This window comes from Mucilaginibacter sp. Mucisp73 (assembly GCF_059491465.1).
Window position 1 is genome coordinate 6488450 of record NZ_CP168507.1, and the last position, 24270, is coordinate 6512719.

23 protein-coding genes are annotated in these 24270 nt (G+C 43.4%); 17 read left to right on the plus strand and 6 right to left on the minus strand.

Annotated elements, in window-relative coordinates:
* Positions 1 to 157: 157 nt before the first annotated feature.
* The gene (locus tag ACEN82_RS27035) at positions 158 to 1513 is read left to right on the plus strand and encodes an NHL repeat-containing protein (RefSeq protein ID WP_413322222.1); all 1356 of its coding nucleotides are present in this window, start codon (positions 158 to 160) and stop codon (positions 1511 to 1513) included.
* A gap of 250 nt (positions 1514 to 1763) precedes the next feature.
* Here ACEN82_RS27035 and ACEN82_RS27040 read toward each other — a convergent pair whose 3' ends face one another.
* Complete coding sequence (locus ACEN82_RS27040) at positions 1764 to 3296, minus strand: serine hydrolase (RefSeq protein ID WP_413322223.1); 1533 nt, start codon at positions 3294 to 3296, stop codon at positions 1764 to 1766.
* 108 nt (positions 3297 to 3404) lie between these two features.
* Here ACEN82_RS27040 and ACEN82_RS27045 point away from each other — a divergent pair, with 108 nt between their 5' ends.
* Together ACEN82_RS27045 and ACEN82_RS27050 are read left to right on the plus strand one after the other, a co-directional pair.
* Entirely contained in the window at positions 3405 to 5588 is a 2184-nt protein-coding gene (locus ACEN82_RS27045; RefSeq protein WP_413322224.1) for a S9 family peptidase, read from the plus strand.
* Positions 5589 to 5699: 111 nt separating this feature from the next.
* Positions 5700 to 6194: a hypothetical protein gene (locus tag ACEN82_RS27050; RefSeq protein ID WP_413322225.1), complete on the plus strand. Its 495-nt coding sequence runs from the start codon at positions 5700 to 5702 to the stop codon at positions 6192 to 6194.
* A 90-nt stretch (positions 6195 to 6284) separates the two neighbouring features.
* On the opposite strand, the gene ACEN82_RS27055 is transcribed toward ACEN82_RS27050, so the two are convergent.
* Together ACEN82_RS27055 and mutY are read right to left on the minus strand one after the other, a co-directional pair.
* Positions 6285 to 6695: a single-stranded DNA-binding protein gene (locus tag ACEN82_RS27055; RefSeq protein WP_090534639.1), complete on the minus strand. Its 411-nt coding sequence runs from the start codon at positions 6693 to 6695 to the stop codon at positions 6285 to 6287.
* Between the two features lie 24 nt (positions 6696 to 6719).
* Positions 6720 to 7766, minus strand: a complete 1047-nt coding sequence (gene mutY, locus ACEN82_RS27060) for an A/G-specific adenine glycosylase (protein ID WP_413322226.1) — start codon at positions 7764 to 7766, stop codon at positions 6720 to 6722.
* Positions 7767 to 8252: 486 nt separating this feature from the next.
* On the opposite strand from mutY, the gene ACEN82_RS27065 reads away from it, so the two are divergent.
* The 5 genes from ACEN82_RS27065 to ACEN82_RS27085 all read left to right on the plus strand — a co-directional run bounded on the left by ACEN82_RS27065 (position 8253) and on the right by ACEN82_RS27085 (position 12694).
* Positions 8253 to 8549, plus strand: a complete 297-nt coding sequence (locus tag ACEN82_RS27065) for an HU family DNA-binding protein (RefSeq protein WP_090534644.1) — start codon at positions 8253 to 8255, stop codon at positions 8547 to 8549.
* A gap of 12 nt (positions 8550 to 8561) precedes the next feature.
* Positions 8562 to 9416 (plus strand): tetratricopeptide repeat protein, encoded by an 855-nt coding sequence (locus ACEN82_RS27070; protein WP_413322227.1) that lies wholly within the window; start codon positions 8562 to 8564, stop codon positions 9414 to 9416.
* 310 nt (positions 9417 to 9726) lie between these two features.
* Positions 9727 to 11277 (plus strand): Rne/Rng family ribonuclease, encoded by a 1551-nt coding sequence (locus tag ACEN82_RS27075; protein ID WP_413322228.1) that lies wholly within the window; start codon positions 9727 to 9729, stop codon positions 11275 to 11277.
* A 428-nt stretch (positions 11278 to 11705) separates the two neighbouring features.
* Complete coding sequence (locus tag ACEN82_RS27080) at positions 11706 to 12392, plus strand: hypothetical protein (RefSeq protein WP_413322229.1); 687 nt, start codon at positions 11706 to 11708, stop codon at positions 12390 to 12392.
* 62 nt (positions 12393 to 12454) lie between these two features.
* The gene (locus tag ACEN82_RS27085) at positions 12455 to 12694 is read left to right on the plus strand and encodes a hypothetical protein (protein WP_413322230.1); all 240 of its coding nucleotides are present in this window, start codon (positions 12455 to 12457) and stop codon (positions 12692 to 12694) included.
* Positions 12695 to 12842: 148 nt separating this feature from the next.
* Here ACEN82_RS27085 and ACEN82_RS27090 read toward each other — a convergent pair whose 3' ends face one another.
* Positions 12843 to 13082, minus strand: coding sequence for a hypothetical protein (locus ACEN82_RS27090; protein ID WP_176628780.1), 240 nt, complete (start codon positions 13080 to 13082; stop codon positions 12843 to 12845).
* 133 nt (positions 13083 to 13215) lie between these two features.
* Here ACEN82_RS27090 and ACEN82_RS27095 point away from each other — a divergent pair, with 133 nt between their 5' ends.
* On the plus strand, positions 13216 to 13383 hold the full coding sequence (locus tag ACEN82_RS27095) for a hypothetical protein (protein WP_354486956.1): 168 nt from the start codon (positions 13216 to 13218) through the stop codon (positions 13381 to 13383).
* A gap of 73 nt (positions 13384 to 13456) precedes the next feature.
* On the opposite strand, the gene ACEN82_RS27100 is transcribed toward ACEN82_RS27095, so the two are convergent.
* Positions 13457 to 13834 (minus strand): barstar family protein, encoded by a 378-nt coding sequence (locus tag ACEN82_RS27100; RefSeq protein WP_413322231.1) that lies wholly within the window; start codon positions 13832 to 13834, stop codon positions 13457 to 13459.
* Positions 13835 to 13934: 100 nt separating this feature from the next.
* On the opposite strand from ACEN82_RS27100, the gene ACEN82_RS27105 reads away from it, so the two are divergent.
* The 3 genes from ACEN82_RS27105 (at position 13935) to radA (ending at position 18755) form a co-directional block, all read left to right on the plus strand.
* Positions 13935 to 14960, plus strand: coding sequence for a hypothetical protein (locus ACEN82_RS27105; RefSeq protein ID WP_413322232.1), 1026 nt, complete (start codon positions 13935 to 13937; stop codon positions 14958 to 14960).
* Positions 14890 to 17175: a hypothetical protein gene (locus ACEN82_RS27110; protein WP_413322233.1), complete on the plus strand. Its 2286-nt coding sequence runs from the start codon at positions 14890 to 14892 to the stop codon at positions 17173 to 17175. The genes ACEN82_RS27105 and ACEN82_RS27110 overlap by 71 nt, the downstream gene beginning before the upstream one ends.
* A gap of 104 nt (positions 17176 to 17279) precedes the next feature.
* Positions 17280 to 18755 carry a DNA repair protein RadA gene (radA, locus tag ACEN82_RS27115; RefSeq protein WP_413322234.1) on the plus strand — a complete coding sequence of 492 codons (1476 nt, stop codon included), beginning with the start codon at positions 17280 to 17282 and terminating at the stop codon, positions 18753 to 18755.
* Positions 18756 to 18856: 101 nt separating this feature from the next.
* Here radA and ACEN82_RS27120 read toward each other — a convergent pair whose 3' ends face one another.
* On the minus strand, positions 18857 to 19138 hold the full coding sequence (locus tag ACEN82_RS27120) for a hypothetical protein (protein WP_274985533.1): 282 nt from the start codon (positions 19136 to 19138) through the stop codon (positions 18857 to 18859).
* Between the two features lie 130 nt (positions 19139 to 19268).
* On the opposite strand from ACEN82_RS27120, the gene ACEN82_RS27125 reads away from it, so the two are divergent.
* The 5 genes from ACEN82_RS27125 to ACEN82_RS27145 all read left to right on the plus strand — a co-directional run bounded on the left by ACEN82_RS27125 (position 19269) and on the right by ACEN82_RS27145 (position 23927).
* Entirely contained in the window at positions 19269 to 19562 is a 294-nt protein-coding gene (locus ACEN82_RS27125) for a nucleotidyltransferase family protein (RefSeq protein ID WP_112657309.1), read from the plus strand.
* Entirely contained in the window at positions 19552 to 19899 is a 348-nt protein-coding gene (locus tag ACEN82_RS27130; RefSeq protein WP_413322235.1) for a HepT-like ribonuclease domain-containing protein, read from the plus strand. Before ACEN82_RS27125 ends, ACEN82_RS27130 begins: the two co-directional genes overlap by 11 nt.
* Positions 19900 to 19959: 60 nt before the next feature.
* The gene (locus tag ACEN82_RS27135; RefSeq protein WP_413322236.1) at positions 19960 to 21834 is read left to right on the plus strand and encodes a M61 family metallopeptidase; all 1875 of its coding nucleotides are present in this window, start codon (positions 19960 to 19962) and stop codon (positions 21832 to 21834) included.
* Positions 21835 to 21836: 2 nt separating this feature from the next.
* Positions 21837 to 23144 (plus strand): M20/M25/M40 family metallo-hydrolase, encoded by a 1308-nt coding sequence (locus ACEN82_RS27140; protein WP_413322237.1) that lies wholly within the window; start codon positions 21837 to 21839, stop codon positions 23142 to 23144.
* 252 nt (positions 23145 to 23396) lie between these two features.
* Positions 23397 to 23927, plus strand: coding sequence for an AAA family ATPase (locus tag ACEN82_RS27145; RefSeq protein ID WP_413322238.1), 531 nt, complete (start codon positions 23397 to 23399; stop codon positions 23925 to 23927).
* Positions 23928 to 24270 lie beyond the last annotated feature (343 nt).

Here is a 24270-nt window from a genome sequence, read left to right on the forward strand (position 1 = left end):
AGCAGTTGACCGGTTTTATTTGTGTTTGCAGGGCGGCGGAGCCTTTTGGTAAGTAATAAGTATGTTAATATTTGTTAAAATGTTACTTTAAAGTAATTTGCTACGTATTGATAAGTTAATTTTGCTTACTTACTACATATAACTTTTAAACTAACTCGTGAAAAAGAGCTTTACCAAAACAATTTTATTTGCCGTTGCTTTGGCCGGCACAAGCTGTGGTAAAAAAGGAAACGTTACACCCGTAACCGTGCCTGATTTAACCACAATGGATGTGGTGACTACCGAAAGTGGAACCATAGCCTATACAGGCGGTTTATTTAATGGATCGACTGACGTGAGCCTGAGCAGCTACGGTATCTGTTACAGCGCCACCAATCAAACTCCCACCACTGCCGATAAGAAAACCACCGACACGGTAATTGTGTACGCCTATACTACAAAACTTACCGGCTTAAGCCCTAAAACAACTTATTATGCACGGGCATATGCTGTAAACAGCGCGGGTACAGGCTACGGTAAAGTGGTGCAGTTTACCACCGGCGATGGTACAACATCAACAGGGGGCACAGTTAGCACATTGGCCGGTAATACCACGGCCGACTTTGTTGACGGTTTGGGCGGCGCCGCTCTTTTCAACAGTCCGCAGGGGATAACCGTAGGTACCGACGGCAATATTTATGTAGCCGATTCATTTAACAGTGCCATACGCAAAGTTACTACGGCAGGAGATGTCACTACACTTTCCGGCAACGGTAGCATTGGTTATGTTGACGGCCCTATAGCCACCGCACAGTTTTATGCTCCGCAAAGTTTGGTTACCGATGCAACGGGCAATATTTATGTAGCCGATTATGGCAATAATAATATCCGTAAAATTACCCCGGCAGGTGTGGTAAGCACTTTTGCAGGCAGCGGCGATGCCGGATATGCCGATGGTACAGGCACCAAAGCAACGTTTAACAGTCCGCGCGGGTTAGCAATTGATGGCTCCGGAAATATTTTTGTGGCCGATATGGGCAATAACCTGATCCGCAAAATAACACCGGCGGGTGTTGTTACCACATTTGCAGGCAGCAGGGGTGCGAGCTACCTGGATAATGCAACCGCAACCAGCGCTACTTTTAATAAGCCCAACGGCATAGCTATTGATGCCAATAATAATATATATGTAGCCGAAACGCTTAATCATGCCATTCGTAAAATAACCCCGGCGGGTGTTGTTACTACTTTTGTTGGCGGTAATAAACGGACCGGAGTTGTTGGCAACCCGTCGGCCATTGCGTTTGATAAAAGCGGGAACCTCTTCATAGCCGACCAGAATGGCAGGATCCTGGAGATCACCAGGGATAAAGTGTTAAAAGTAATTGCCGGTAACGGAACAAGCGGGTTCGCGGAAGGTGTGGGCACTGCAGGGATCTTTAACTCGCCGCAGGGTATTACAGTTGATGCCGGCAACAATGTTTACGTAGCCGACTATTATAACAACCGTATCCGTAAGATTGTGCTGCAATAAGCGGCTTAGTGCTTAAATATTTTCAGCGGGATAGTTTTTCTTTCGGGAAAAATTATCCCGCTTTTTTATGTGAGATTTTTAAATTTTCAAATCCCCTCTTGAGAGGGGGCGCGAAGGGGAGAGCGTTAGCAGGGGTGTGTTTATGTAATTAGCTTATCAAAGCAGAGACACACCCCTTCGCCCCTCTCAAGAGGGGAGCCGCACAATCCCACGCTTTTGTTAGCTCATCTTTATCTTATTTAACCCTGCTTTAATTCTTCTTAAAATCATACGCGCCCCGCTCTACAAAATCAGCCACTTTTACGCGTACTCCCGTAACCTCGCCGTTTTGTACCATGAACGGAAATACAGCTTTCCCCAGTGTAGGATCAGAAAAGGTTACATAAAAGCGGTTACCGCCAAGTGGTTTTAGCAAGGCATACATTTTAGGGTGATGCTCAAAGCGCATTTCAAGATTGTTGCCCTCGCCCTGGGTAACCTCCATGTTGCCATAAAAATCGTTGCTGTACTTGCCAATGTATTTGTTTGGCAGCAACATTGGTTTGGGGTTTAACAGTACAGAATCCCTCAGCTTTTTATCTTCGGCCTGTTCGGTTGCGATATTGGCTTTGTATTGTTTTAAATAACCTTCGCTGTAATTGCGGAAAGGTTGTTTGAAGTAAGCATCTAAAATATCCCAGCGCAGGGCCTCAAACAACTGGTTCTGATCGGTATTGGTTAATATGATGATGCCCAGGTTATCCTGCGGCGAAAGCGTTACTGACGACAAATAGCCGTTAACCCCGCCATCGTGCATCACCAGCCTGTGGCCCGAGTAGTCCTGGATAAACCAGCCTAAGCCATAAAGCTCAAAGTTATTTTCGCCGTTCATATGATGAACACTACTCACAATATCCTGCGGCACACGTGTTGCCTGGATGGCTGCGGAAGGGATCACCTGGCGCTGCCCAACCTTACCATCGTTCAGTAAAGCAAGTGCCCATTTGCTCATGTCATTTACCGACGAGCTGATAGATCCCGCAGGTGCGATCCCATCTATCTGGCAATAAGGGATTGGCGTAAGCCTGCCGTCGACAATAGTATGCGGCACCGTGCGGTTTAAGGATGTTGGCAAATCCTTGCTTAGGGCCAAAGTATTGCCCATGCCCAGTGGTGCAAAAATGGCTTCCTTTAAGTAAGCTTCCCATGAGTGCCCGTTGGTAACCTTCGGAATGATCTCGCCGGCCGTTAAAAATGCGGCGTTGGTATATCCCCAGCGTGTGCGGAACGGATAGGTAGCTTTAAGCTTGCCCAAACGCTGAATTACCTCCTGGCGGGTAAGGTTGGTATTGTAAAAAGTAAAATCGCCCTGGAAGGTCCGGAAGCCGAGGCGGTGGCAAAGGAGGTCGCGCACTATTACCTGGTCGCTTGCGTTTTTGTCTTCCAGTTTAAATTCAGGTATGTATTTGGTTACCTTATCATCTAATGACAGTTTTTTGTTTGCCTCCAGCATGGCAAGCGCTGTTGCCGTGAAAGCCTTGGTATTGCTGCCTATCATAAACAGGGTATTTTCATCAACTTTGTTCATGAGGCCAAGCTCTTTAATGCCATAACCTTTCATCAGCACAACCTTGTTATCTTTCACAATACAAACAGCTATGCCTGGCACGCGCCAGTTGGTTAAGGCCTTGCTGATATATAGGTCTAAACTGTCTTTAATGAATTTGCTCCTGTCGGCCCGCTGGGCGTTTACCGATGCGAAAAATAACATGCAGGCAGCGAGCAATAGAGGTATTTTTTTCATTACAGAGGGCTTTAGAGTTCTTTATTGTGCTAATTTAACGCAAAATTTACAGTGACGTTATTTAATAAATAAAAATAACGCCGCTCTATTAATTCAAACTAAATGTATATGAAATTTTACCGTTCGGGATTATTTTTCCTTACTGCGCTATTGTTAATCTTACTGCAAAATACGGCCCGGGCGCAACGGGCTGCCGTTAACTGGACAAAAGACGGCTATCAGTATTACCGCATAACCGGCGGGCAGATCATCATGATTGATGCCCGCGATACCTCCAAAAAAACTGTTTTTATTACCAAAGAAGAATTGACACCTGCAGGCAAAGCGCCTATCAGTGTTAAAAGGTTTACGGTGAGCGATGATAACAAAAAAGTGCTCATTAATACCAATACCAAAAAAGTATGGCGTTATGATACCCGCGGCGATTACTGGGTTTATGATTCAAACACCAAAAAACTTTGGCAGTTGGGTAAAAACCTGCCGGCATCATCACTGATGTTCGCTAAATTTTCGCCCGATGGCAGTAAAGCTGCTTACGTAAGCGGGCATAATATCTACATGGAAGACCTCGCCGATGGCACAGTAAAACAATTAACTACCGATGGTACCCAAACGCTTATCAACGGTACTTTTGACTGGGCTTATGAGGAAGAGTTTGGCTGCCGCGATGGTTTCCGCTGGTCGCCGGATAGCAAATCAATTGCGTACTGGCAATTAGACGCCAGCAAGATCAAAACCTATTTGATGCTGAACACTACCGATTCGGTTTATCCCTATGTTGTGCCGGTTGAGTACCCTGTTGCGGGCGAAGATCCAAGCTCATGTAAAGTGGGCGTTGTTAACACCGCTACCGGTACAACTACCTGGATCAATGTGCCCGGCGATGCTGTGCAGCACTACATCCCCAATATGGAATGGGCCGATAACTCAAACGAAGTTATTCTTGAACAACTAAACCGTGCGCAAAATGAAAGCCGCGTGTTTATAGGCAACGTGTCAAACGGTACCACCCGTGTAATTCGCGAAGAACACAACGATTCATGGATTGACGTTAAAGCGCGTGTAGCCGGCGGCGACCCGGTAGGCTGGGGCTGGATTGAAAAAGGTAAAAGCTTTTTATGGCTGAGCGAAAAGGATGGCTGGCGCCATTTGTATAAAATAACCCGCGAAGGCAAAGAAAGCCTGATCACCAAAGGCAACTATGATGTGATCGGCATCGACATGATCGACGAAGCTTTGGGTTATGTATACTTCATCGCTTCGCCGGATAATGCTACACAGAAATATCTTTACAAAATAAAATTAAGCGGCGGCACGGCCGAGCGTGTTTCGCCTGCTGATGAACCGGGGACGCATAGCTATGATATTTCGCCGAATGGCAAGGTTGCGCTGCATAATTTCAGCAACAGCTATACCCACCCTCAAAGCGAGGTGATCAGTTTGCCCGCTCATAAACATATCGGCGGTACTGTAATAGCCGTTGATAAAAACGCTAAAAATAAACCCGAGTTTTTCAAAGTAAAAACTGTTGATGGCATTGAAATGGACGGCTGGATGGTAAAGCCAACCAATTTCGACCCAAATAAAAAATACCCGGTACTGTTTACCGTTTATGGCGAACCGGCCGGACAAACCGTAACGGATACCTGGGGAACAGGTCGTAACAGGCTGTATGAAGGCAGCATGGCCGATGACGGGTATATTTACATGTCGGTTGAAGGCCGTGGCGCCCCTGCCCCTAAAGGCACAGCCTGGCGCAAGGCTATTTACAAGAACATAGGGATCATCAATATCCGCGATCAGGCTATGGCTGCCAAAGAGATCATTAAATGGCCATTTGTCGATTCCGCCCGTATAGCAGTGCACGGCTGGAGCGGCGGCGGTTCATCAACCCTTAACCTGATGTTCCAGTATGGAGATATTTATAAAACAGGGATAGCGGTAGCGGCCGTAGGCAACCAGCTTACTTATGATAACATTTACCAGGAGCGCTATATGGGCGTACCAACCGATGATGCAGGTCGTGCAGTGTTTACCAAAGGTTCGCCGGTTACTTATGCTAAGAATTTGAAAGGCAACCTGCTTTACATTCATGGCACGGGCGATGATAATGTGCATTACAAAAATGCCGAGCTGCTGATTGATGAACTGGTGAAATACAACAGGCAGTTCCAGCTGATGTCATACCCTAACCGTACGCACTCGATATCGGAAGGCGAAGGTACAACACAGCATTTGCGCACGTTATTTACACAGTATCTGAAAGCTAAATGCCCTCCGGGAGGAAGATAATATATTAACAGGCAAAGCCCTCATATAGTCCATTATATGAGGGCTTTGCGTTTGCCGGGAAAAAGAATATGCTGCTGTATCATTATGCTTTTTTTAAGCGTAATCATTGATATGAAACAAATTACGAATCCTGCCAAAGTGTTAGGCTTGTTAGCTATTGTTTTAGTAACCGCGTTTTGGGGCTGTCATAAAGAGACAGTAACAAACAGCGAGCTAAACATATCCGGAAAATGGATTGTTCCTGCTGCTTTTTCAAAACAATGGACACAATATGAATACGATTTTAAAACCGATCACACATTTGAAGGTACGGTGACCAGTATCGACTCGGTTTCCAAAAAGCTTATCGGAACAGCGTCAAAAAGGGTTGGAAAGTATAAGATCCAGAATTCGGTGTTAACCTTGTATGATATAACCGATTATCAAAATAAAAACAATGCTTTTGGTCCGGTTTCCGAACTGGCGGCGGTTAGCAACGTCATTGCGGTAACGGCGAACTACACTATGGTTTTAAATGCCGGAGGGAATGTACTTACGTTGACATATATATGCGGACCGGCCGACGATTGTACCGCGCCGCAGGGTGTGAACTATTTTAAGCAATAACCGATTTATAATTCCGCGGGATATGAAAAATGCCAGTGACAAGTGTTACCGGCATTTTTTCTTTGGGATGTTTTAGTAAGTATCGGTAATTTAATAGTCTTCGGCATTTAAATGATCTATAAATGAGTCCCCATTTTTTGAGGGTGATTTTAACGGCTCGGTATCAAAATCACTCTTGCGGCCAAGCATAGTGAAGTTTTCGGCCACAATTTCGGTAGTATATTTTTTTATACCTTCCTTATCCTCAAATGAGCGGGTGCGGAGTTTGCCCTCAATATAAACCAGCTTCCCTTTTGAAAGAAACCTGGCCGCTACTTCTGCCAGTCCCCGCCACATTACAATATTATGCCATTCGGTTTGTTCAACCTTGCGGCCATCTTTGTTAAAAGTTTCGGAAGTAGCTAAAGGGAAACTCGTAACAGATACGCCACCTTCTAAATTCCGCACTTCAGGGTCTTTGCCTAAGTGGCCAACGAGTATTACTTTGTTTATTCCAGACATGCCATAAATTAACGCAAAATTATTTTACAAATTAAAAATATTTTTTAATAATATAAAAATGATTTTTGGTAAAGCTAACTCCGGCAGGTTCTGAACGTTGATTTTAACCCAGTTTTCGTGCGTTTTAAGGGGCTGGTTTTCAATTTTTATCAGCCTTACAAAAAGCCGCTGATGGGTAAGGATGTGTTTATGCACCGGCGAGATTTCAGTAGCTTCAATATCATCACCAAAAAAAGCTAAAACTTCGGGTTGTTTCAATAGCGCTGTCAGGGTTAAAAGTGAGCTTGTTTCTACCATAGGCAAATCAAACATATTGGCCCAGATGTCTTTATCGCCCCTTTTGTTCATCAAAATGGTGTCGCCGCTGGTTACCAGGAAATAATTAAAAAAGCGCTCACGTACTTTTACAGTTTTTAATTTCACCGGAAGTGCGGCTACAGCATTGGTGTTGAAGGCCACGCAGCCCAGGCGGACAGGGCAAATACCACAGGCCGGATTTTTAGGTTTGCACAGCATGGCGCCAAACTCCATCATGGCCTGATTGTGCAGTCCCGGCATTTTCTTATTAAGAAAATCATTGGCAACCTGTTGAAATGTTTTTTTACCCCCGGTTGAGTTGATTGGTTCATAGATACCCAGGTATCGCGCCAGTACACGATAAACGTTACCGTCTACCACGGCTTTGGCTTCATTAGCCGCAAACGAAGCGATGGCGGCGGCCGTGTATTCGCCAATGCCTTTTAGTTTTATCAGTTCATTATAGCTATCCGGGAAACGTCCGTTATGGAGCTCCTGTACCAACCGGGCTGTTTTAAGCATGTTGCGCCCCCTGGAGTAGTAACCCAGTCCCTGCCACAGCTTCAGGATTTCATCTTCATGAGCAGTGGCAAAACTGCTTACGTCAGGATATTTTTCCAGGAAACGATAAAAATATGGCATGCCCTGTTCAACCCGGGTTTGCTGCAGTATGATCTCGGATAGCCAGATCACATAAGGATCGGTAGTATTGCGCCAGGGCAGGTTTCGTTTGTTGTTTAAGTACCATTGTACCAGTTCGTCGGTAAAATTCATTGTTGTAAAAGTAATTAAGAAACAAGAAGGCAGGAAACAAGAAGGCAAGAATCAGGAATCAAGAGAGGAGGGCAGGAGGCATAGAGGGAGAGTCATGAGACAGGCAATCAAGAACCAACAAGAGGGAGGAGGGTGGGGAGATATGAAATCAAGATTCAGGAACCAGGAGAAAAGCCGGGAGGCCGGGGATCTGAAATTTTAAAATAAAAGATAAAATATTGGCAACTAACCTGTGAAAGTACAAGCCCTTTACTACCAGTTGGATTGATAGATTTTCACACTTTTTTTCACACTTCTTTACACCGGCAAATTGATGTTTAACCAGTAATTTATAAGCCTCTCATACTCAAAATTGTAACGAAAATGTAGGTTTTACGGCCCTAGCAAAAAAAAACGGATAAATATTTCGCTGTTAACGGATAAAGCAATACTTTTGCAACCCCAAAACAGTTAAGTATTTATAAAATTAAATTAAGTAAATAAGATATGACTAAGGCAGAAATTATAACTGAAATCTCATCAAAAACAGGTATAGAGAAAGTAGACGTGCAGGAAACTGTTGAGGCGTTTTTCAAAGTTGTTAAAAGCTCAATGGTTGGCGGCGAAAACGTATATGTAAGAGGGTTCGGTAGCTTTGTGGTTAAAAAAAGAGCTAAGAAAACAGCACGTAACATTTCAAAAAATACTGCCATCATTATCCCTGAGCACTTTGTGCCAAGCTTTAAGCCGGCTAAAACTTTTGTTGAGAAAGTAAAGTCAGGTAACAAAACCAGCAAAAAATAATTATAAGCCATCATGAATAAAAAACAAATAGTCGTTAGTGCAGCCGTAGTTGTTATTATGGGCTATTTGTATTGGTTGCCCGTAAAAGGTTTGGTAAAACCAAAAGACGATAAAAACGGCAAACCGGCCATGGCCGCCTCTGCAGGCGCCGCTAAACCGGCAGCTAATGTTACCGTTGATATGGTGTCGGCCCCTGCCAAAGCAGCTATTGGGGATGCATTGGCGGCTAAGATCAATGACCTTGAAGCCCAGTTAAAAAAAGCATCAGACGCAGATGCGCCATCTTTGCAAGCGCAGCTTGCCAAGCACTGGGACGATGTTAACCAGCCTGCACCGGCAGCGTTTTACTACCAGGCATTAGCCCGTAAACAAAACAAGGTACAAGACTGGATAAATGCAGGTAACCGTTTTAATGATGCATATAAACTTACACAGGATACTTTATTTCAACCTGCGTTTGTGAATGATGCTGCCGAAGCATTTCAAAATGCTTTGAAATTACAACCCGAAAGCCTTGAAGGTAAAACCGGGTTGGGCATAGCTTACGTTAATGGCGCAGCAGGCCCTATGCAGGGTATAGCGCTGTTGCTTGAGGTTGTTAAAAAAGACCCGAAAAACTGGAACGCTAACCTTAACTTAGGTATGTTCGCCATGAAATCGGGTCAGTATGAAAAAGCGGTAAGCAGGTTTAAAACACTGCTTGCGCAAAAGCAGGAACTGGAACCTACTTTCTATTTAGCCGAAAGCTATAAGCAATTAGGCATGAAAAAGGAAGCTATCGACGCTTACCAGAAATGCAAAGAAATGATGCCTGACCCTGTATTCAGTCAGCGCATTGATGGATATATTAAGGAATTAAATAACTAACACACATTTTAAAATTATTATTATGCCGAGCGGTAAAAAACGTAAAAGACACAAAATGGCTACCCACAAACGTAAAAAACGTTTAAGAAAAAACAGACATAAAAAGAAATAAGCATTTATGTTAAGTCGATAGTTCTTAGTCTTAAGTACAAAGTCTTTTTTTCTGACTTTAAGCTTTCGACCAACGACTTAAGACTAAACATTAGTGATTTTACCTGCCCCAAACCGGGGTGGGTACTTTTTATTTATTAGTGTTTTTTACCCACTTATTAACACACGGTTTTTACCGTTATAAGAAATGGAGTAGCAATTGATAAAGGAATTAATTATCGATTCATCCCCCAACGGGGCTACCATTGCATTATTACAGGATAAACAACTCGTAGAGCTTCACAAAGAACAGGTAAGCAACAACTATACAGTTGGCGATATTTATCTGGGCCGCATCAAAAAGATCATGCCCAGTTTAAATGCCGCCTTTGTTGACGTTGGCTATGAGAAGGATGCCTTTTTGCATTATCTTGATCTTGGTCCGCAGGTGCAGAGCCTGCTTAAACTAACCAAGCAGGTACGTAGCGGGGGATATCAGTCAAAGCTACTGGATGGGTTTAAGCTTGAGGCAGATATCAATAAAGGAGGCAAAATCTCCGAGATATTGACCAAAAACCAGCTTATCCCGGTACAGATAGCTAAAGAACCCATATCAACTAAGGGGCCGCGTTTAAGTTCCGACCTGTCGATAGCGGGCCGGTATGTTGTTTTAGTACCCTTTTCGGAAGCAATTTCTATTTCGAAAAAGATAAAAAGCAATACTGAACGTACACGCCTCCGTAAAGTAGTTGAAAGCATTAAGCCAAAGCATTTTGGCGTTATCATCCGTACTGTTTCCGAAGGTAAAGGGGTTGATGAACTACAGAAAGATTTGCTTGACCTGATCTCGAAATGGGAACAGTTTATTACCAAGCTGCCATCTGTTGAGCCTTCAAAAAAGGTATTGGGCGAAATTGGGCGTACATCAACTATCCTCAGGGATATTTTGAACCCAGATTTTCAGCACATTTATACCAATGACAATAGTATGTTCGAAGAAATTCGGTCATACATTCATGAAATCTCGCCCGATATGGAGAGTATAGTCCGCATGCACAAGCATAAGGAGCCTATATTTGACCATTTCGGTATCGAAAAGCAGATTAAAGGCGCATTTGGTAAAACAGTTAACCTTGCCGGTGGCGCTTACCTGGTAATTGAGCATACCGAAGCCCTGCACGTCATTGACGTAAACAGCGGTAACCGCACAGCCAGCAAAGAAAACCAGGAAGAGAACGCTTACCAGGTAAACAAGGAAGCTGCCAAAGAAATTGCAAGGCAGTTACGCCTTCGCGATATGGGCGGCATTGTGGTGATCGATTTTATCGATATGCACAAACCGCAGAACCGTAAGGAGCTTTTTGATTTTCTGCGTGCCGAAATGCAGTACGACCGTGCCAAGCACACCATTTTGCCACCAAGCAAATTTGGATTGGTGCAGATCACCCGTCAGCGGGTAAGGCCCGAAATGAACATTGTTACCAGCGAGGTTTGCCCTACCTGTAATGGTACAGGTACTATCAGGCCAACCATTTTGCTGATGGATGATATTGAGAACAACTTCAATTACATCCTTTCCGAGCAAAACGAAAAAGGCATAACTCTGTGCGTACACCCATATATAGAGGCTTTTATTAAAAAGGGCATTTATAACCGCCAAATGAAGTGGTTTATCAAATATGGCCAATGGATAAAGGTTAAAAATAACCCATCGTACCAGATCACGGAATTCCATTTCTTCTCATCAAAAGACGAAGAAATTAAACTGTAAAAATTCAGAAGTGCAACTGTTTGAAAATGGCACAAATTAAAGATCTTTAAAAAGAGCAGGTGTTTGGATGAGCATCTGCTCTTTTTTGTTTTGGGGGTACCTTAACCCAATTCAAAACAGTGTTACCTGTCGTGGCTGTCGCTGTGTTCGGCATATGTATCAGGTGCAATAGCCTTATGGCAGCAGAGATGACGTAAGCCTTATGTTGGTTAGCATTTGGAATAAATAACAAACCTTGCTATTGCCAGTCTTTAATCATATCTTGCCCATCAATGATCAATTATCACATAACCAAACTCAATTGGTGGCGTCACAGCTTTGTGCAGCCGGTATCATAACGACTATCAGGCATTAGTCCTTTTTTTCAATATCCGTCCGGCAGTATCATTATACGGGTCTGTTTTTTTATCTATAACAAAATTACAATAATGGCTTTTGAACTAAATAACGTTGTGCCCTGGGGCCGCACGTTTACCGAATATCAGCAAATGTTTAACCTCAGCGCCGGTGATGTTACCAAAAAGATTGTCAGTATAGGTGATGGTCCGGCAAGTTTTAATGCGGAGATGCACGCAATGGGTAAGCAGGTTATCTCCATCGATCCTTTATATCAATTTTCGACTGATGATATCCGAAAACGGATTGATGAAACCTGTGTAGAAGTGATAGGCCAGGTGAGGGCTAACGCCGATAAGTTTGTTTGGAACAACATTAAAGATGTGGAAGAACTGCAGGAAATAAGAATGACCGCGATGAACCATTTTCTGCGGGATTTTGACCAGGACGGCTTTCGGCAAAGATATATTAAACATGCCATGCCCGCTAAAACCTCTTTCGCGGATAACGCATTTGAGTTGGGCCTAAGCTCCCATTTTTTATTGCTGTATGATAATCTGGGGTTAAAGTTTCATACGGAAGCGATACAGGAAATCATGCGCATATGCCCCGAATTGCGGATCTTCCCAATATTAAACCTCAATGCCGGGGTTCCTGTGTTTTTTGACGAATTACTTGACGTGCTTGGCAGGGATTTTAATATTGATATACAAAAAGTGGATTACGAATTTCAAAAAGGAGGTAATCAAATGTTGGTTATTAAAGCAAGACATAAGTAAATGTGAAAAATAGCCCGATTTGATCTGATGTTTTTTAAAACCAATACATTTATTTTTGAGATATGGAGATAATTGATAAAATAAAAGAGATTTTCGAGCCTAACTTCGAAGTTTTGAAGGTAACGAGATCTGGCCCGGATAGCTTAAACGCCGAAGCCTTTATTACCATTGAGGCAAAGCACGAGGGGAAATTACATAAACGGGTTTTTAGGGAGACTGAACTTGTAGCGTTAAACGCCGAAGGTAAGTTAACTGAAACAATAAGGGCGCTGTGCGCCGTAATGCTGACATCAGAAGAGTAGATTCTTGTTTAAGTACCGGTACGTTTCCCTCTCATATATAACATTTATAATGGTGGTTGTGCTGTTTCCAGTTGGTTCGTGCCGACAACCCTGTTGGTCGGAGTTTGCCGGCTGCTTAACTCCGACCAGTTAGGGGCATACAATCTTTTCAGGTTGCCTGATGATGTACCAGGTCTGCCAACTCGTCCACATCGGTTTTATGTTTTTTCTTTTTGGGGTGCTTGGCTTCAAGATAGTCCTGGACGTGTTCTTTTTGTGGGCCGGCTGTTTCATCTGATTTTTTGCCACGCAAGTAAAACCAGATCCCCGCGCCTGCTGCCAAAACTCCTGTTATGCCGGCTGTGATCCATAGTCCGGTATTGTTTTTTTGTGCAAATAGGTATTTCATAGCTTTTTCCTTTATAGCTGAACAAGCTAAATTTCATTTAGTTGTAATTAATTTAAAAAGACAATTATTTACCCGGTGGTTAAAACCATTAAAGTACGCCGTTGTTAATCAGTTACATCTAATAAAAAAAGCAATGTCAAAAAGAGGCGTAAAAGTGGAAAGGAACTCTGTATCAGAGCAGCCACACGAATTGAACTACGAAGCACGCAAAGAAGGAACAACCGCAAAAAAGGTGGAAGCGGCAAAGAAATCAGCAGGCTCCAACCAACGAAGTGCAATTGAAAAGAAATTGAATAAGTAAGGTATTAATGGTCTTGTACTGGTCGAAGTTAAGCGACGGCGTACTTCGACCAGTACTGGCAAGTTCTGGGCTTTTATTTCAGATTAATTAAAATATGCTCTAAAAACGGCATCGATTTTACAGGCAACATCACTTTAAAATAATGTGCTTCATCAATGCCCCAGCTTTTAGTTGCATCATGAAGTACCTCTATATATGCTTTTAGTTTTTCTTCGGTAAGCATGGGCATAACATTATGCACCAATACAACTCCTTTCTTTTCTATCCAATGAAAATCACACAGACAATCGTAAACGGCATTCCAATTACCCCCAAAATAGTCTGGAAATTTAAGTACCTCACTTAGCTTTTTTAATAATTCACCTTCTCCTTCAACTGCAGGAAGATGAGCGACAAATTCGCCTTCATCAAAATATTTATCGGGTTCATTCAAGAAAACAATTTCTACCATAAGCATCTTTTATATGGGTACGGGCGCAAGCCTATCCCCTCTAAAACAATATAAAAAAAATCCCTTACTTTACCATCGTTAACAACCTATTTCATAACCTATGCTTAAATATTCCCGGTGGTTGATAGTAATGGCTGCATTGTTAACAACGGCTTCCTGTCGCAAACCCGGTAATGCCACAACAGCCTTTTATTACTGGAAAACCGGCTTCAACCTTAATCAACAGCAAACAGCCTTATTAAAGCAAACCGGCAACAATGCCTATATCCGTTTTTTTGATGTAAGCTGGAACGATAAAGAACAACGCTCATATCCTAATGCGATTGTTCAACTTAATGAGCTCCCGGCGGGCTTAAATATTACCCCGGTTATTTACATCACCAATAAAACTTTCGAAAACACTGCAGATACTGCTGTAGTCAGCCTTGCGGCACATTGTAATAAGTTGATCAATGAACTTGCCATGGAAAGGAAGATCAACTATACCAAAGTACAAATTGATTGCGATTGGTCGTTAAGTACACGGTTAAAATATTTCAGCTTTTTGACGGCTTTTAAAAACCTGAACCATAAACAACTGGAAGCAACCATCCGCCTGCACCAGGTTAAATTTAAAGACCGTACAGGTGTGCCTCCTGCCGACCGCGGGGTATTGATGTTTTACAACATGGGCAAGCTCAACGCCGATCTGCAGCAGCCCAATTCAATATACAATAGCGATGATGCGGATAAGTATATCGCTTACCTGGGCAGCTATCCCCTGAAGCTGGATATTGCCTTGTCTTTATTTTCCTGGGCTATTCATATCAGGGAGGGCCGGGTGATCCAGGTATATGGAAAAATAGGGCGAAGGCAACTTACCGATCAGGCTCATTTTGAACCAATTGAAGGGCAGGCAAATTACAGGGCCAAAACAAGCTTTTTTCTTGATGGAATTTATATCAAACAAAATGATATTTTTAAACTTGAAGAAACGGACAGCAATACATTGAACGCTGCCGCCCAGCAATTAACACAGCATCTGCCTAAACAAAAACATACAACCATCATCTACTATGAACTGGCCAACATCGACCTTTCAAAATTTAACCAGGAAACCATTACGCAAATTTCTGCTCGTTTTTAGTTTATGCACACTAACGATAGCCGGCGTAATCTGGGCTTGTGCCGACTCGTATGAGGAAGAATATTCCGTTTTTACTCCCGAATATTTTGTCAACAAGCAATACTCCCCCTTCTTTTACACGGGGAACGAGGTTTACTATGGCTTAGGCTATGCCGATGGGAGCAATACCTGGTATAACGATATTATTGTTGACGAATGGTACGATCATTTTAACCGTCAATTCAGCAAAGCCTCACTGCAGTACCTGCTTATTAAAGCCAGTGCCGGCACTGTTGATTCCATTTCCCGTAAATCAGCAGGCGCGCTCAAAGTATTGCCCGCTAAATACCCGGTTATGAGCACCGGTACTGTATCGGCAAAAATGCTCAAAGCTTTTTATAGCTACCTTAAGCTGGCCAAAATAAGTGAGGCTTATTCGGTAAACGATCAATATTATTCGTGGGATAAGGTAAAACCCAATCATTCGCCGGTAAAGCTGGCTTCAACGCTGATTAGTGCCTTCGATGCCGAAACAGATCCTTTTATCAAGGAGCGTTTATGGTTTCAAGCCGTTCGTTATTATTACTTCCTGGATAATTCGTCGTCGGCAACAACTGTGAACTTGTTTAATCAGTTTAAAGACCATTTTCCTAAAAACCTCATTTACTACCGTACAATGGGCTATGTAGCCGGATATTATTACAGGCAAAAAAACTACGCCCTATCAAACTACCTCTACAGCCTTTGTTATGATTACACGTATAAATTAAAGATCCCGAGTTTCTGGAGCTTCCACCCGCAAAATGAAAGTGATTGGAATGCCACACTCAGGCTTGCCAAAACGCCGGAAGAAAAAATAACCCTGTGGCATATGATGGGGGTACAATATGATGCCGCAAGGGCTATAAAAACTATCGCGGCTATCAACCCAAAATCCGAAAAACTGGACCTGCTGCTAAGCCGTCTGATTAACATCCGGGAGGCCACAACAGGAGGCGGTAAACCTGCCGATTCGGTAATAAAATCCGATAACGATGGTAAACGGCTTGTTGAAAACATTGCCTTTAAAAATAATACAGCCAAGCCTTACTATTGGAACCTCGCGGCAGGTTACCTTAACTTTTTGGATAGCAATTACACCGCAGCCGGTAAGTTTTATGCTACAGCAAAAAACCAGTTCCCCGCCGGCGATAAAATGATTGTAGCACAGGGCAAGTTGCTCGACCTTATGTTATATATCAAAAACCTTAAAAAAATGGATGCCACTGCAGAGGCAAAATTAACGGAGCCCCTTAACTGGCTTGCCAACCTGCGCGATAGTAAGATTAAGATCAAAGACCTGCGGTTTGATAATGCCATTTCGGTTTGTAACCTTGCCATATCGCGGCTTTATAAAAAGCAAGGCAACCCAATCAGGGAGGTATGCTTTAACAACAATGCACAGGATTTTTATGCGGATAGCACAAGGGTGCAGCACATGATAGATCTGTTAAATAAACCGGATAAAACTGCTTTTGAACAAACGATGTTGCGTTATTATCCTATAACCCTTAACAATTTATATTACCATCGGGCTATCACATTGGTTTATCAGCAAAAGTTACCTGAAGCTATTGCTCAACTCAAAAAAATGAAGCCCGAAGATTTTGTGCTTGCAGGCAACCCCTTTACCGGTAGATTAGTTGACTGCCATGACTGTGATCATGCAGCCCCGCAAAAGCAAAAATATACGCCGCTAAGTTTTCTGCAAACGCTTAACACTTTAAATACAGAAATTAAGCAAGGCAAAAACGTATACAGTAATGCTTATGCCATTGCGAATGCCTATTACAATATCACATACTACGGTAACGCCCGGTTGTTTTACGAATCGGATGCGGTAGCTACCGGGCCAACCGGCCGCTATTATTACGAAGGCGAACAGCGCATGGATGATAAATTGACATCGATGCAAATTGCGATGAAGTACTATCAACTGGCCCGCAAAAATGCCACCACAGATGAACAGCGTGCCCGCTGTACATTTATGCTGAGTAAATGTGCCCTGAATGAAATATACAATGACCCAAACTTTAAAGGTGCCGACAAGTTTGCCGATATAAAAGCCAGTCAGCCTGTTACCGATGCGTATTACAAATATTTCGCACAGTTAAAAGAGAAATACAATAACACGGCTTACTATAAAGAAGCGCTTAAGGAGTGTGGCTATTTCAGGCTCTATGCAGATAAAAAGTAAAGGTAATTGAGTAGTATTCATCAATGTGTTTTGCTAATTAATTTAGTAATAAAATAAATAATCTGCATATTTGCACATCTGTAATCTGCACATCTGAATAAATAATGGCCAAATCCAAGATCGCGTATTTTTGTCAAAGCTGTGGCTTTGAATCGCCTAAATGGCTGGGTAAATGCCCGTCATGCCAGCAATGGAACACTTTTGTTGAGGAGGTGATTGAAAAAGGCAATGCAGCGGTACCTGCCTGGAAACCTGCGTCAACCAGTCAGCAGCGGGCCAATAAACCAGTGGCCGTAACGGAGATCACTTATACCGAAGAGCACCGTGTGCCAACTCCCGATAAAGAGTTTAACCGCGTTTTGGGAGGCGGGATAGTGCCCGGTTCACTGGTATTGATAGGCGGTGAGCCGGGCATAGGCAAATCAACCCTGATGCTGCAACTTGCGCTCAATATGCCAAACCAAAAAGTTTTGTATGTATCGGGCGAGGAGAGTGAAAGGCAGATAAAAATGCGGGCCGAAAGGTTAGCTTCGCCCCCCCCGCCCCCTGAAGGGGGTGCCAACAGCGGCAACTATACAGGGCTAAGCGGGTTAGCAGCTCCCGCTTTAGGGGGCGGGGGGGGCTGCTATGTTTTGGTGGAAACTTCTACCCAAAACATATTTAAACAGATAGAATCATTAGAACCGGATATGGTCGTGATCGACTCGATCCAAACCCTGCATTCGGCACATATTGAATCAACTCCTGGCAGTGTATCGCAGGTTAGGGAATGTACCGCCGAACTGCTTCGTTTTGCCAAAGAGACTTCGACACCGGTATTTTTAATAGGCCATATTACCAAAGATGGGATGATTGCCGGTCCGAAGATATTGGAGCACATGGTTGATACCGTGTTACAATTTGAGGGCGACAGGCACCACGTTTACCGCATATTGCGTACCATCAAAAACCGTTTCGGCTCGGCATCAGAGCTGGGTATTTACGAAATGATGGGTGAAGGATTGAGGGAAGTGTCCAATCCGTCGGAGATCCTGCTCTCGCACCGGGAAACTCCCTTGAGTGGCATCACTATTTCGGCTACCTTAGAGGGGATGAGGCCGATGCTAATTGAAACCCAGGCACTGGTTAGTGCTTCTGCTTACGGTACCCCGCAACGTACCGCTACGGGTTTTGATACCAAGCGGATGAGCATGCTGCTGGCCGTACTTGAAAAACGTTGTGGTTTCAGGTTGGGCGCAAAGGATGTATTCCTGAATATTACAGGCGGTATCAGGGTTGAGGACCCGGCTATTGACCTTGGTTTGGCGGCGGCCATTATTTCATCGCACGAGGATATGCCCATTCCGTTCAAAACCTGTTTTGCAGGCGAACTGGGACTTTCGGGCGAAATCAGGGCGGTAAACCGCGTAGAGCAACGCATTGCCGAAGCGCAGAAGCTTGGCTTTAACCAGATCTTTATCTCCAAATATAACCTTCCTGCCAGCGGCCAGGATAAAAAGCGCATGGATTTGTCCCGCTACGATATCGACATCAAAATTGTAAGTAGTATCGAAGAGGTTTTTAGCTTGTTGTTTGGATAAGAGGGGAGCTTAAGGCCGAACGCCCAAAGCGAAAAGCGATTAACTTGCTTCCTATTATTCATGCTTTAAGCTTTGAGCATTCCGCTTTTAGCTTTTTCACCCTAAAACTTCAAATTTGTTTTAAGCCAGTTCTGCACACCTTCCTGGCTGGTGATATCGGCAGGAAGTTCATCATGGATCAGTTTTTCCATTTTATTGCCGGTATTGGCAAAGCGGTAATCCCAAATCACCATTAATTTATTGATCAGGTATACCATCTCGTTCCCTTCGTTTTTGTTAAACGTAGTATGATCGGGTCTGCCATTTACACGCGGATCATTCGGGATGTAAGTAGTCCATTGATAATCGGTGTAGTATAGATTTCTTTTTGAAAAAAGGATCATAAGCCGGCAAATTTCTTTAAATATACATATAATAAAACAGAATGAATGGCGCCAAACCGGTTTTTAAATGAAGTAGCGAAAGGTTTGGAGGAGGTAATTTTAGCAATTGATTCGTTATATTTGTATAGCGATGCAGTTATCAACTAAGGACATACAAATACTAAAAGATTACTTTTCGGGGCAACCCGTAATAAAGGCATATCTGTTTGGTTCCTATTCGCGCAATGAGGCCGACGATGAAAGCGATATCGACATCCTGGTTGATCTTGACTACTCAAAGCACATTGGTTTGGGGTTTGTATCTATGCAAGCCGATATACAACAAAGGCTCCATAAAAAGGTAGACCTTATTTCGTCAAAAGCCATATCTAAATACCTTTCGCCATTTATCGAAAAAGACAAAATTTTGATTTATGAGAGGTAAGATGGGCGATAGCCAAAGATTGCTACATATTTTAGAGGCAATTGATGAGATTCATTCTTATACTTTAAATACCGACTTAACAACATTTCTTTCAAATTCAATGATGCGGTTTGCCTGCGTTAAGCAAATTGAAATTATTGGCGAGGCCGCCAACTACATTACGCCCGAAACAAAGGCAATGTTCACCGATTTAGAATGGAAACAGATTATCGGGATGCGGCACATTCTTGTTCACGAATACTTTGGCGTTGATTTTAATCTTATCTGGCAGGTTATCATTAATGATCTCCCGGTTTTGAGACAAAAAACTTTGATAGTATTAGAGAATATCAGGTAATAATATTGATATAAATTTTTCGCGATTTAATAGTAATTTCAGCGCAGATAATTTAAGTTGATGAAAAAATTACTACTCTTTACCGCCGCCTCGGTACTTGCGTGCAGTGCTATGGCACAGCAGGAACCACAAAAAGCTATTTACTATTCCATATCATTCCCAAACGCCGCCCATCATGAGGCTGAGATAAGCATGACCATTCCGCAGGCACCATCAGGTGCTTTCAGGGTACGGATGAGCCGCTCATCTGCCGGCCGGTATGCAACCCATGAGTTTGGTAAAAATATTTACAACGTTAAAGCTACCGATGTTGACGGTAAGGAGCTGCCTTTAACCCAAATTGAAGGTGACGTTTACGAAGTGGGAGAACACCCGGCCGCGGTGAAAGTGAGCTATACACTTTTTGGCAACTGGACCGATGGCACTTATGCTTCTATCGATCCGAGTCATGCCCACCTGAATATGCCCGCCACGTTTATGTGGGTGGTAGGGCAGGATAAACGCCCCCTTACTTTTGAGTTTAACGACATTGATAAATACGGCTGGAAAGTAGCTTCACAACTTAAACATGAAGGCTCAAATGTGTACAGCGCACCCAATCTGCAATATATGATGGATAGCCCTACCGAACTGTCCAATTACAACGTTAGCAGTTGGGAAGTAGTAAATACCGATGGTAAGAAAGAAAAAATAAACCTTACCATGCACTCAGACGATAGCCAGGCCGTGATTGATAACTTCGGCAAGATGATCCAGAAGCTGGTGTTGGAAGAAAAAGCCGTATTTGGCGAACTGCCCACTTATGATTTTGGCGAGTACACTTTTGTGAGCGATGTAAATCCTGCTGTATCAGGCGACGGTATGGAACATCGTAACTCAACTTCCATAACTATCCCGGCACCCAAGGTTGAAGGATTTGAAAATAACCTCATGGGTGTTTATGCACATGAATACTTCCATAGCTGGAATGTAAAACGCATCCGTCCAAAATCATTGGAGCCTTTTAACTTTGAACATGCCAACATGAGCAGCGAGCTTTGGTTTGCCGAAGGTTTTACGCAATATTATGGCGAATTATTACTTGCCCGCGCCGGCTTTGTAACGGTTGATGATTATACCAAAACCATTGCCGGTTTGGTAAACCAGATCTTAAACACACCTGCCGCTGCCAAATATTCGGCCGCCCAAATGAGCCGCTATTCGGTTTTTGCCGATGCCGGTGTATCTATAGATCCTAACAACAACGTTAACGATTTTACCAGTTATTACACTTATGGCGGCGCCATTGCATTAGCGCTCGACCTTCGCCTCCGCAGCGATTTTAACATGACGCTTGATGATTATATGCGTGCTGTTTGGCTTAGCCGGGGTAAAGTAATGAAACCGTATACCATACCTGATTTGCAAACCGATTTAGGTAAAGTAACCAATAACCCCAAGTTCGCGGCCGATTTCTTTAAGCGTTACATCAACGGAACCGACAAAAACAATTACGAAGAACTATTGGCTAAAGCAGGCCTGGTATTGCGTAAAGTACAACCGGGCAAAGGCTGGGCTGGTCCGCTGGCAGTTACGCCAGGCCGTGGCCGCGCCGGGCAGGTACGTGCTGCTGATGCCGAAGGCTTGCCAATATTGTCGAGCACGACTATAGGTACCCCGGTTTACAAGGCAGGCATCGATGCGGGTGATGTGATCCTGAAAGTTGATGGAAAAGATGTGAAAGATCAGAAAGGGTTTAGTGATGCCATTGCCGATAAAAAGCCGGGCGATAAGATCATGGTAAACTATAAAAACCGGACCGGTGCCCATGAAACTACGATAACGCTTGAGGAAAATCCAAACTTTGAGGTAGTAACCTTTGAAAAAGCAGGCAAACAATTAAGCAAAGAACAGGAAACTTTCCGTAACAACTGGCTGCAGTCAAAAGTCAAATAATAATGAAAAAGATCTCTATAGTAACAGCTGCATTATTAAGCGTTTCGGCTTATGGTTTTGCACAGGATGTAAATAAACTGATCAGTAAAGATGATGTGACCCGCATCATTAAAACCCTGTCTGCCGATGATATGCAGGGCAGAGCCACTTTTACGCCGGGCATTGAAAAGGCCGCTACATTTATTGAAGGCGAATATAAAAAGGCCGGTCTTAAACCTATGGCAGGCAATACCGGTTACCGTCAAAACTTTACGATGGTACGGTCGACCCCTGTTAGCTTGACTGTAAGCATCAATGGTAAGGCTATAGCTGCAGACAGCGCGTTTGCAAGCAGTACGGATTCGTTTAAATGGGCAAGCGATAAAGATGTACAGGTAGTTACCGTTGGTGCGGAAAAAAATTTCAGGACCGAGTACCGGTCAGCTTCACAAAGCGGCAAAAAAACACTTTTGCTGATCGACCCTAAATTTAAAGACTTGTTTAGCCGGGTTAAGTCGTACCTGGGGACAGGCAGCACAAATTTTAAAGGCACAGTAAAGCAGCCCTTGGTATTTGTATTGGGCAAGTTCGATAACACAGCATCATTTGATGTTAACTGTGATATCAAAAATGAAGAATTGCCACTGTTTAATGTTGCCGGTATCCTCCCCGGGAAAACCAAACCGAATGAATATGTGGTATTTTCGGGCCACTATGACCACTTAGGGATTATCAAACCTGATAAACCCGGCGTAACAGACAGCATTGCCAATGGCGCGGATGATGACGCTTCGGGCACAACCGCGGTATTGAGCCTGGCTAAATACTATAAAAAGCTCAACAATAATGCCCGTACGCTTATTTTCGTAGCCTTTACTGCCGAAGAGATTGGCGAATACGGGTCGCAGTATTTTGCCAAACAAATAGATGCAGATAAGGTAGTTGCCATGTTCAACATCGAAATGATTGGTAAGGCATCTAAATTTGGCACTAACTCGGCATTTATTACCGGGTTTGAAAGATCTGATTTTGGCGAGATCCTGCAGAAGAACCTGAAAGGTACCGCCTTTAAGTTTTACCCGGACCCTTACCCGGACCAGGACCTGTTTTACAGAAGTGATAACGCTTCGCTGGCCGAAGTTGGCGTACCGGCCCACACCATCTCAACCGACCAGATCGATATAGACAAATTATACCATACTGTTGGCGATGAATTTAGTTCGCTGGATGTGAATAATATTACTTCGGCCATCCGCGCTATAGCCCTGAGTTCGCGCACTATAGTTTCGGGCCAGGATACACCAACAAGGGTTCCGAAGAAAACGGAATAAGTGATTAGAGGTCAGTGATTAGAGATTAGTTTGCTCCCTTTACAGAAAAGAATAAAAGAACATGTCATTGCGAGCGATAGCGTGGCAATCGCACAGCAGCAAAGCCGCCCTGTATAGCATACGATTACTTTTGTTCCTCCTATGACATTTTTGTCTTCCCAATAGCTGCGCTGTTGTCATTGGCGAAAAAAAGAACACTTTGACACAAATCCCCTCCCATGAGGGGATTTTTATTTAATGTAATTTTACCTCATGAACAAAATACTCAAAATAGCAGTTGTAGGCCCCGAATCAACAGGAAAGTCAACTATGTCTGAATACCTGGCGGCGCATTATAACACGATAGCTGTGCCGGAGTATTCGCGTGAGTATTGTGCAAACCTTAAGGGCGATTGTACCTGGCAAGACGAGGTTAATATGTTTCACGGTCAGCTGGCACTCGAAAAGAAGCTGCTGCCGCAGGCTAACGGGATCCTGATTTGTGATACCACTTTTTTAACAGTAAAGATCTGGAGCGAGGAAATGTTTGGCAACGCCCCGCAGGAGGTGCTTGACGAATTGCCCCACCATCCTTATGATTTTTATTTACTGCTGGATATCGATCTGCCCTGGCAGGATGATCCCTTGCGCAATTTCCCAACCAAGCGCCCATATTTCATGAACGTTTGGCACCGCGAACTCCAGGCGCTCAACGCTAATTATAAGGTAATCTCCGGCCTTGGGCAGGATAGGTATGATAATGCGGTGAAAGTGGTCGATGAATATCTGAACCCTGATTTTTAGGATTAAAAGATGTTGCCGGATGATGTGCAGATGATGTTTAAAAAAGCCTCATTGGAGGAACCACCATGTGAAATCCTAAAAAAAAGTGATAACGTGTACAATATATATTTTAGTGATGTTATGCGGTGGCCGCGTTAGTGATAGGAGCGGATACCGGCCTTGTGGCTAATGCCTGTGCAGTATGAGCGCATAGCACGGGCCGCAGGCAACGCCCATATTTATAGGTTAATTTTAAATATCATTAATAATCAATAACTTATGAGCGTGATCATTAGGGGCGAAGCAATGACAATTCTTCATTATGCTGTTTTATTAAACTATTTTGTCAGGCATTTTTCAGGCG

Bases quoted from the DNA above. Each gene is read 5' to 3' on its own strand.
- ACEN82_RS27040 (WP_413322223.1), bottom strand. From the start codon at position 3,296: ATGAAAAAAATACCTCTATTGCTCGCTGCCTGCATGTTATTTTTCGCA.
- ACEN82_RS27045 (WP_413322224.1), top strand. From the start codon at position 3,405: ATGAAATTTTACCGTTCGGGATTATTTTTCCTTACTGCGCTATTGTTA.
- ACEN82_RS27050 (WP_413322225.1), top strand. From the start codon at position 5,700: ATGAAACAAATTACGAATCCTGCCAAAGTGTTAGGCTTGTTAGCTATT.
- ACEN82_RS27055 (WP_090534639.1), bottom strand. From the start codon at position 6,695: ATGTCTGGAATAAACAAAGTAATACTCGTTGGCCACTTAGGCAAAGAC.
- mutY (WP_413322226.1), bottom strand. From the start codon at position 7,766: ATGAATTTTACCGACGAACTGGTACAATGGTACTTAAACAACAAACGA.
- ACEN82_RS27065 (WP_090534644.1), top strand. From the start codon at position 8,253: ATGACTAAGGCAGAAATTATAACTGAAATCTCATCAAAAACAGGTATA.
- ACEN82_RS27070 (WP_413322227.1), top strand. From the start codon at position 8,562: ATGAATAAAAAACAAATAGTCGTTAGTGCAGCCGTAGTTGTTATTATG.
- ACEN82_RS27080 (WP_413322229.1), top strand. From the start codon at position 11,706: ATGGCTTTTGAACTAAATAACGTTGTGCCCTGGGGCCGCACGTTTACC.
- ACEN82_RS27085 (WP_413322230.1), top strand. From the start codon at position 12,455: ATGGAGATAATTGATAAAATAAAAGAGATTTTCGAGCCTAACTTCGAA.
- ACEN82_RS27090 (WP_176628780.1), bottom strand. From the start codon at position 13,082: ATGAAATACCTATTTGCACAAAAAAACAATACCGGACTATGGATCACA.
- ACEN82_RS27095 (WP_354486956.1), top strand. From the start codon at position 13,216: ATGTCAAAAAGAGGCGTAAAAGTGGAAAGGAACTCTGTATCAGAGCAG.
- ACEN82_RS27100 (WP_413322231.1), bottom strand. From the start codon at position 13,834: ATGGTAGAAATTGTTTTCTTGAATGAACCCGATAAATATTTTGATGAA.
- ACEN82_RS27105 (WP_413322232.1), top strand. From the start codon at position 13,935: ATGCTTAAATATTCCCGGTGGTTGATAGTAATGGCTGCATTGTTAACA.
- ACEN82_RS27110 (WP_413322233.1), top strand. From the start codon at position 14,890: ATGAACTGGCCAACATCGACCTTTCAAAATTTAACCAGGAAACCATTA.
- radA (WP_413322234.1), top strand. From the start codon at position 17,280: ATGGCCAAATCCAAGATCGCGTATTTTTGTCAAAGCTGTGGCTTTGAA.
- ACEN82_RS27120 (WP_274985533.1), bottom strand. From the start codon at position 19,138: ATGATCCTTTTTTCAAAAAGAAATCTATACTACACCGATTATCAATGG.
- ACEN82_RS27125 (WP_112657309.1), top strand. From the start codon at position 19,269: ATGCAGTTATCAACTAAGGACATACAAATACTAAAAGATTACTTTTCG.
- ACEN82_RS27130 (WP_413322235.1), top strand. From the start codon at position 19,552: ATGAGAGGTAAGATGGGCGATAGCCAAAGATTGCTACATATTTTAGAG.
- ACEN82_RS27135 (WP_413322236.1), top strand. From the start codon at position 19,960: ATGAAAAAATTACTACTCTTTACCGCCGCCTCGGTACTTGCGTGCAGT.
- ACEN82_RS27140 (WP_413322237.1), top strand. From the start codon at position 21,837: ATGAAAAAGATCTCTATAGTAACAGCTGCATTATTAAGCGTTTCGGCT.
- ACEN82_RS27145 (WP_413322238.1), top strand. From the start codon at position 23,397: ATGAACAAAATACTCAAAATAGCAGTTGTAGGCCCCGAATCAACAGGA.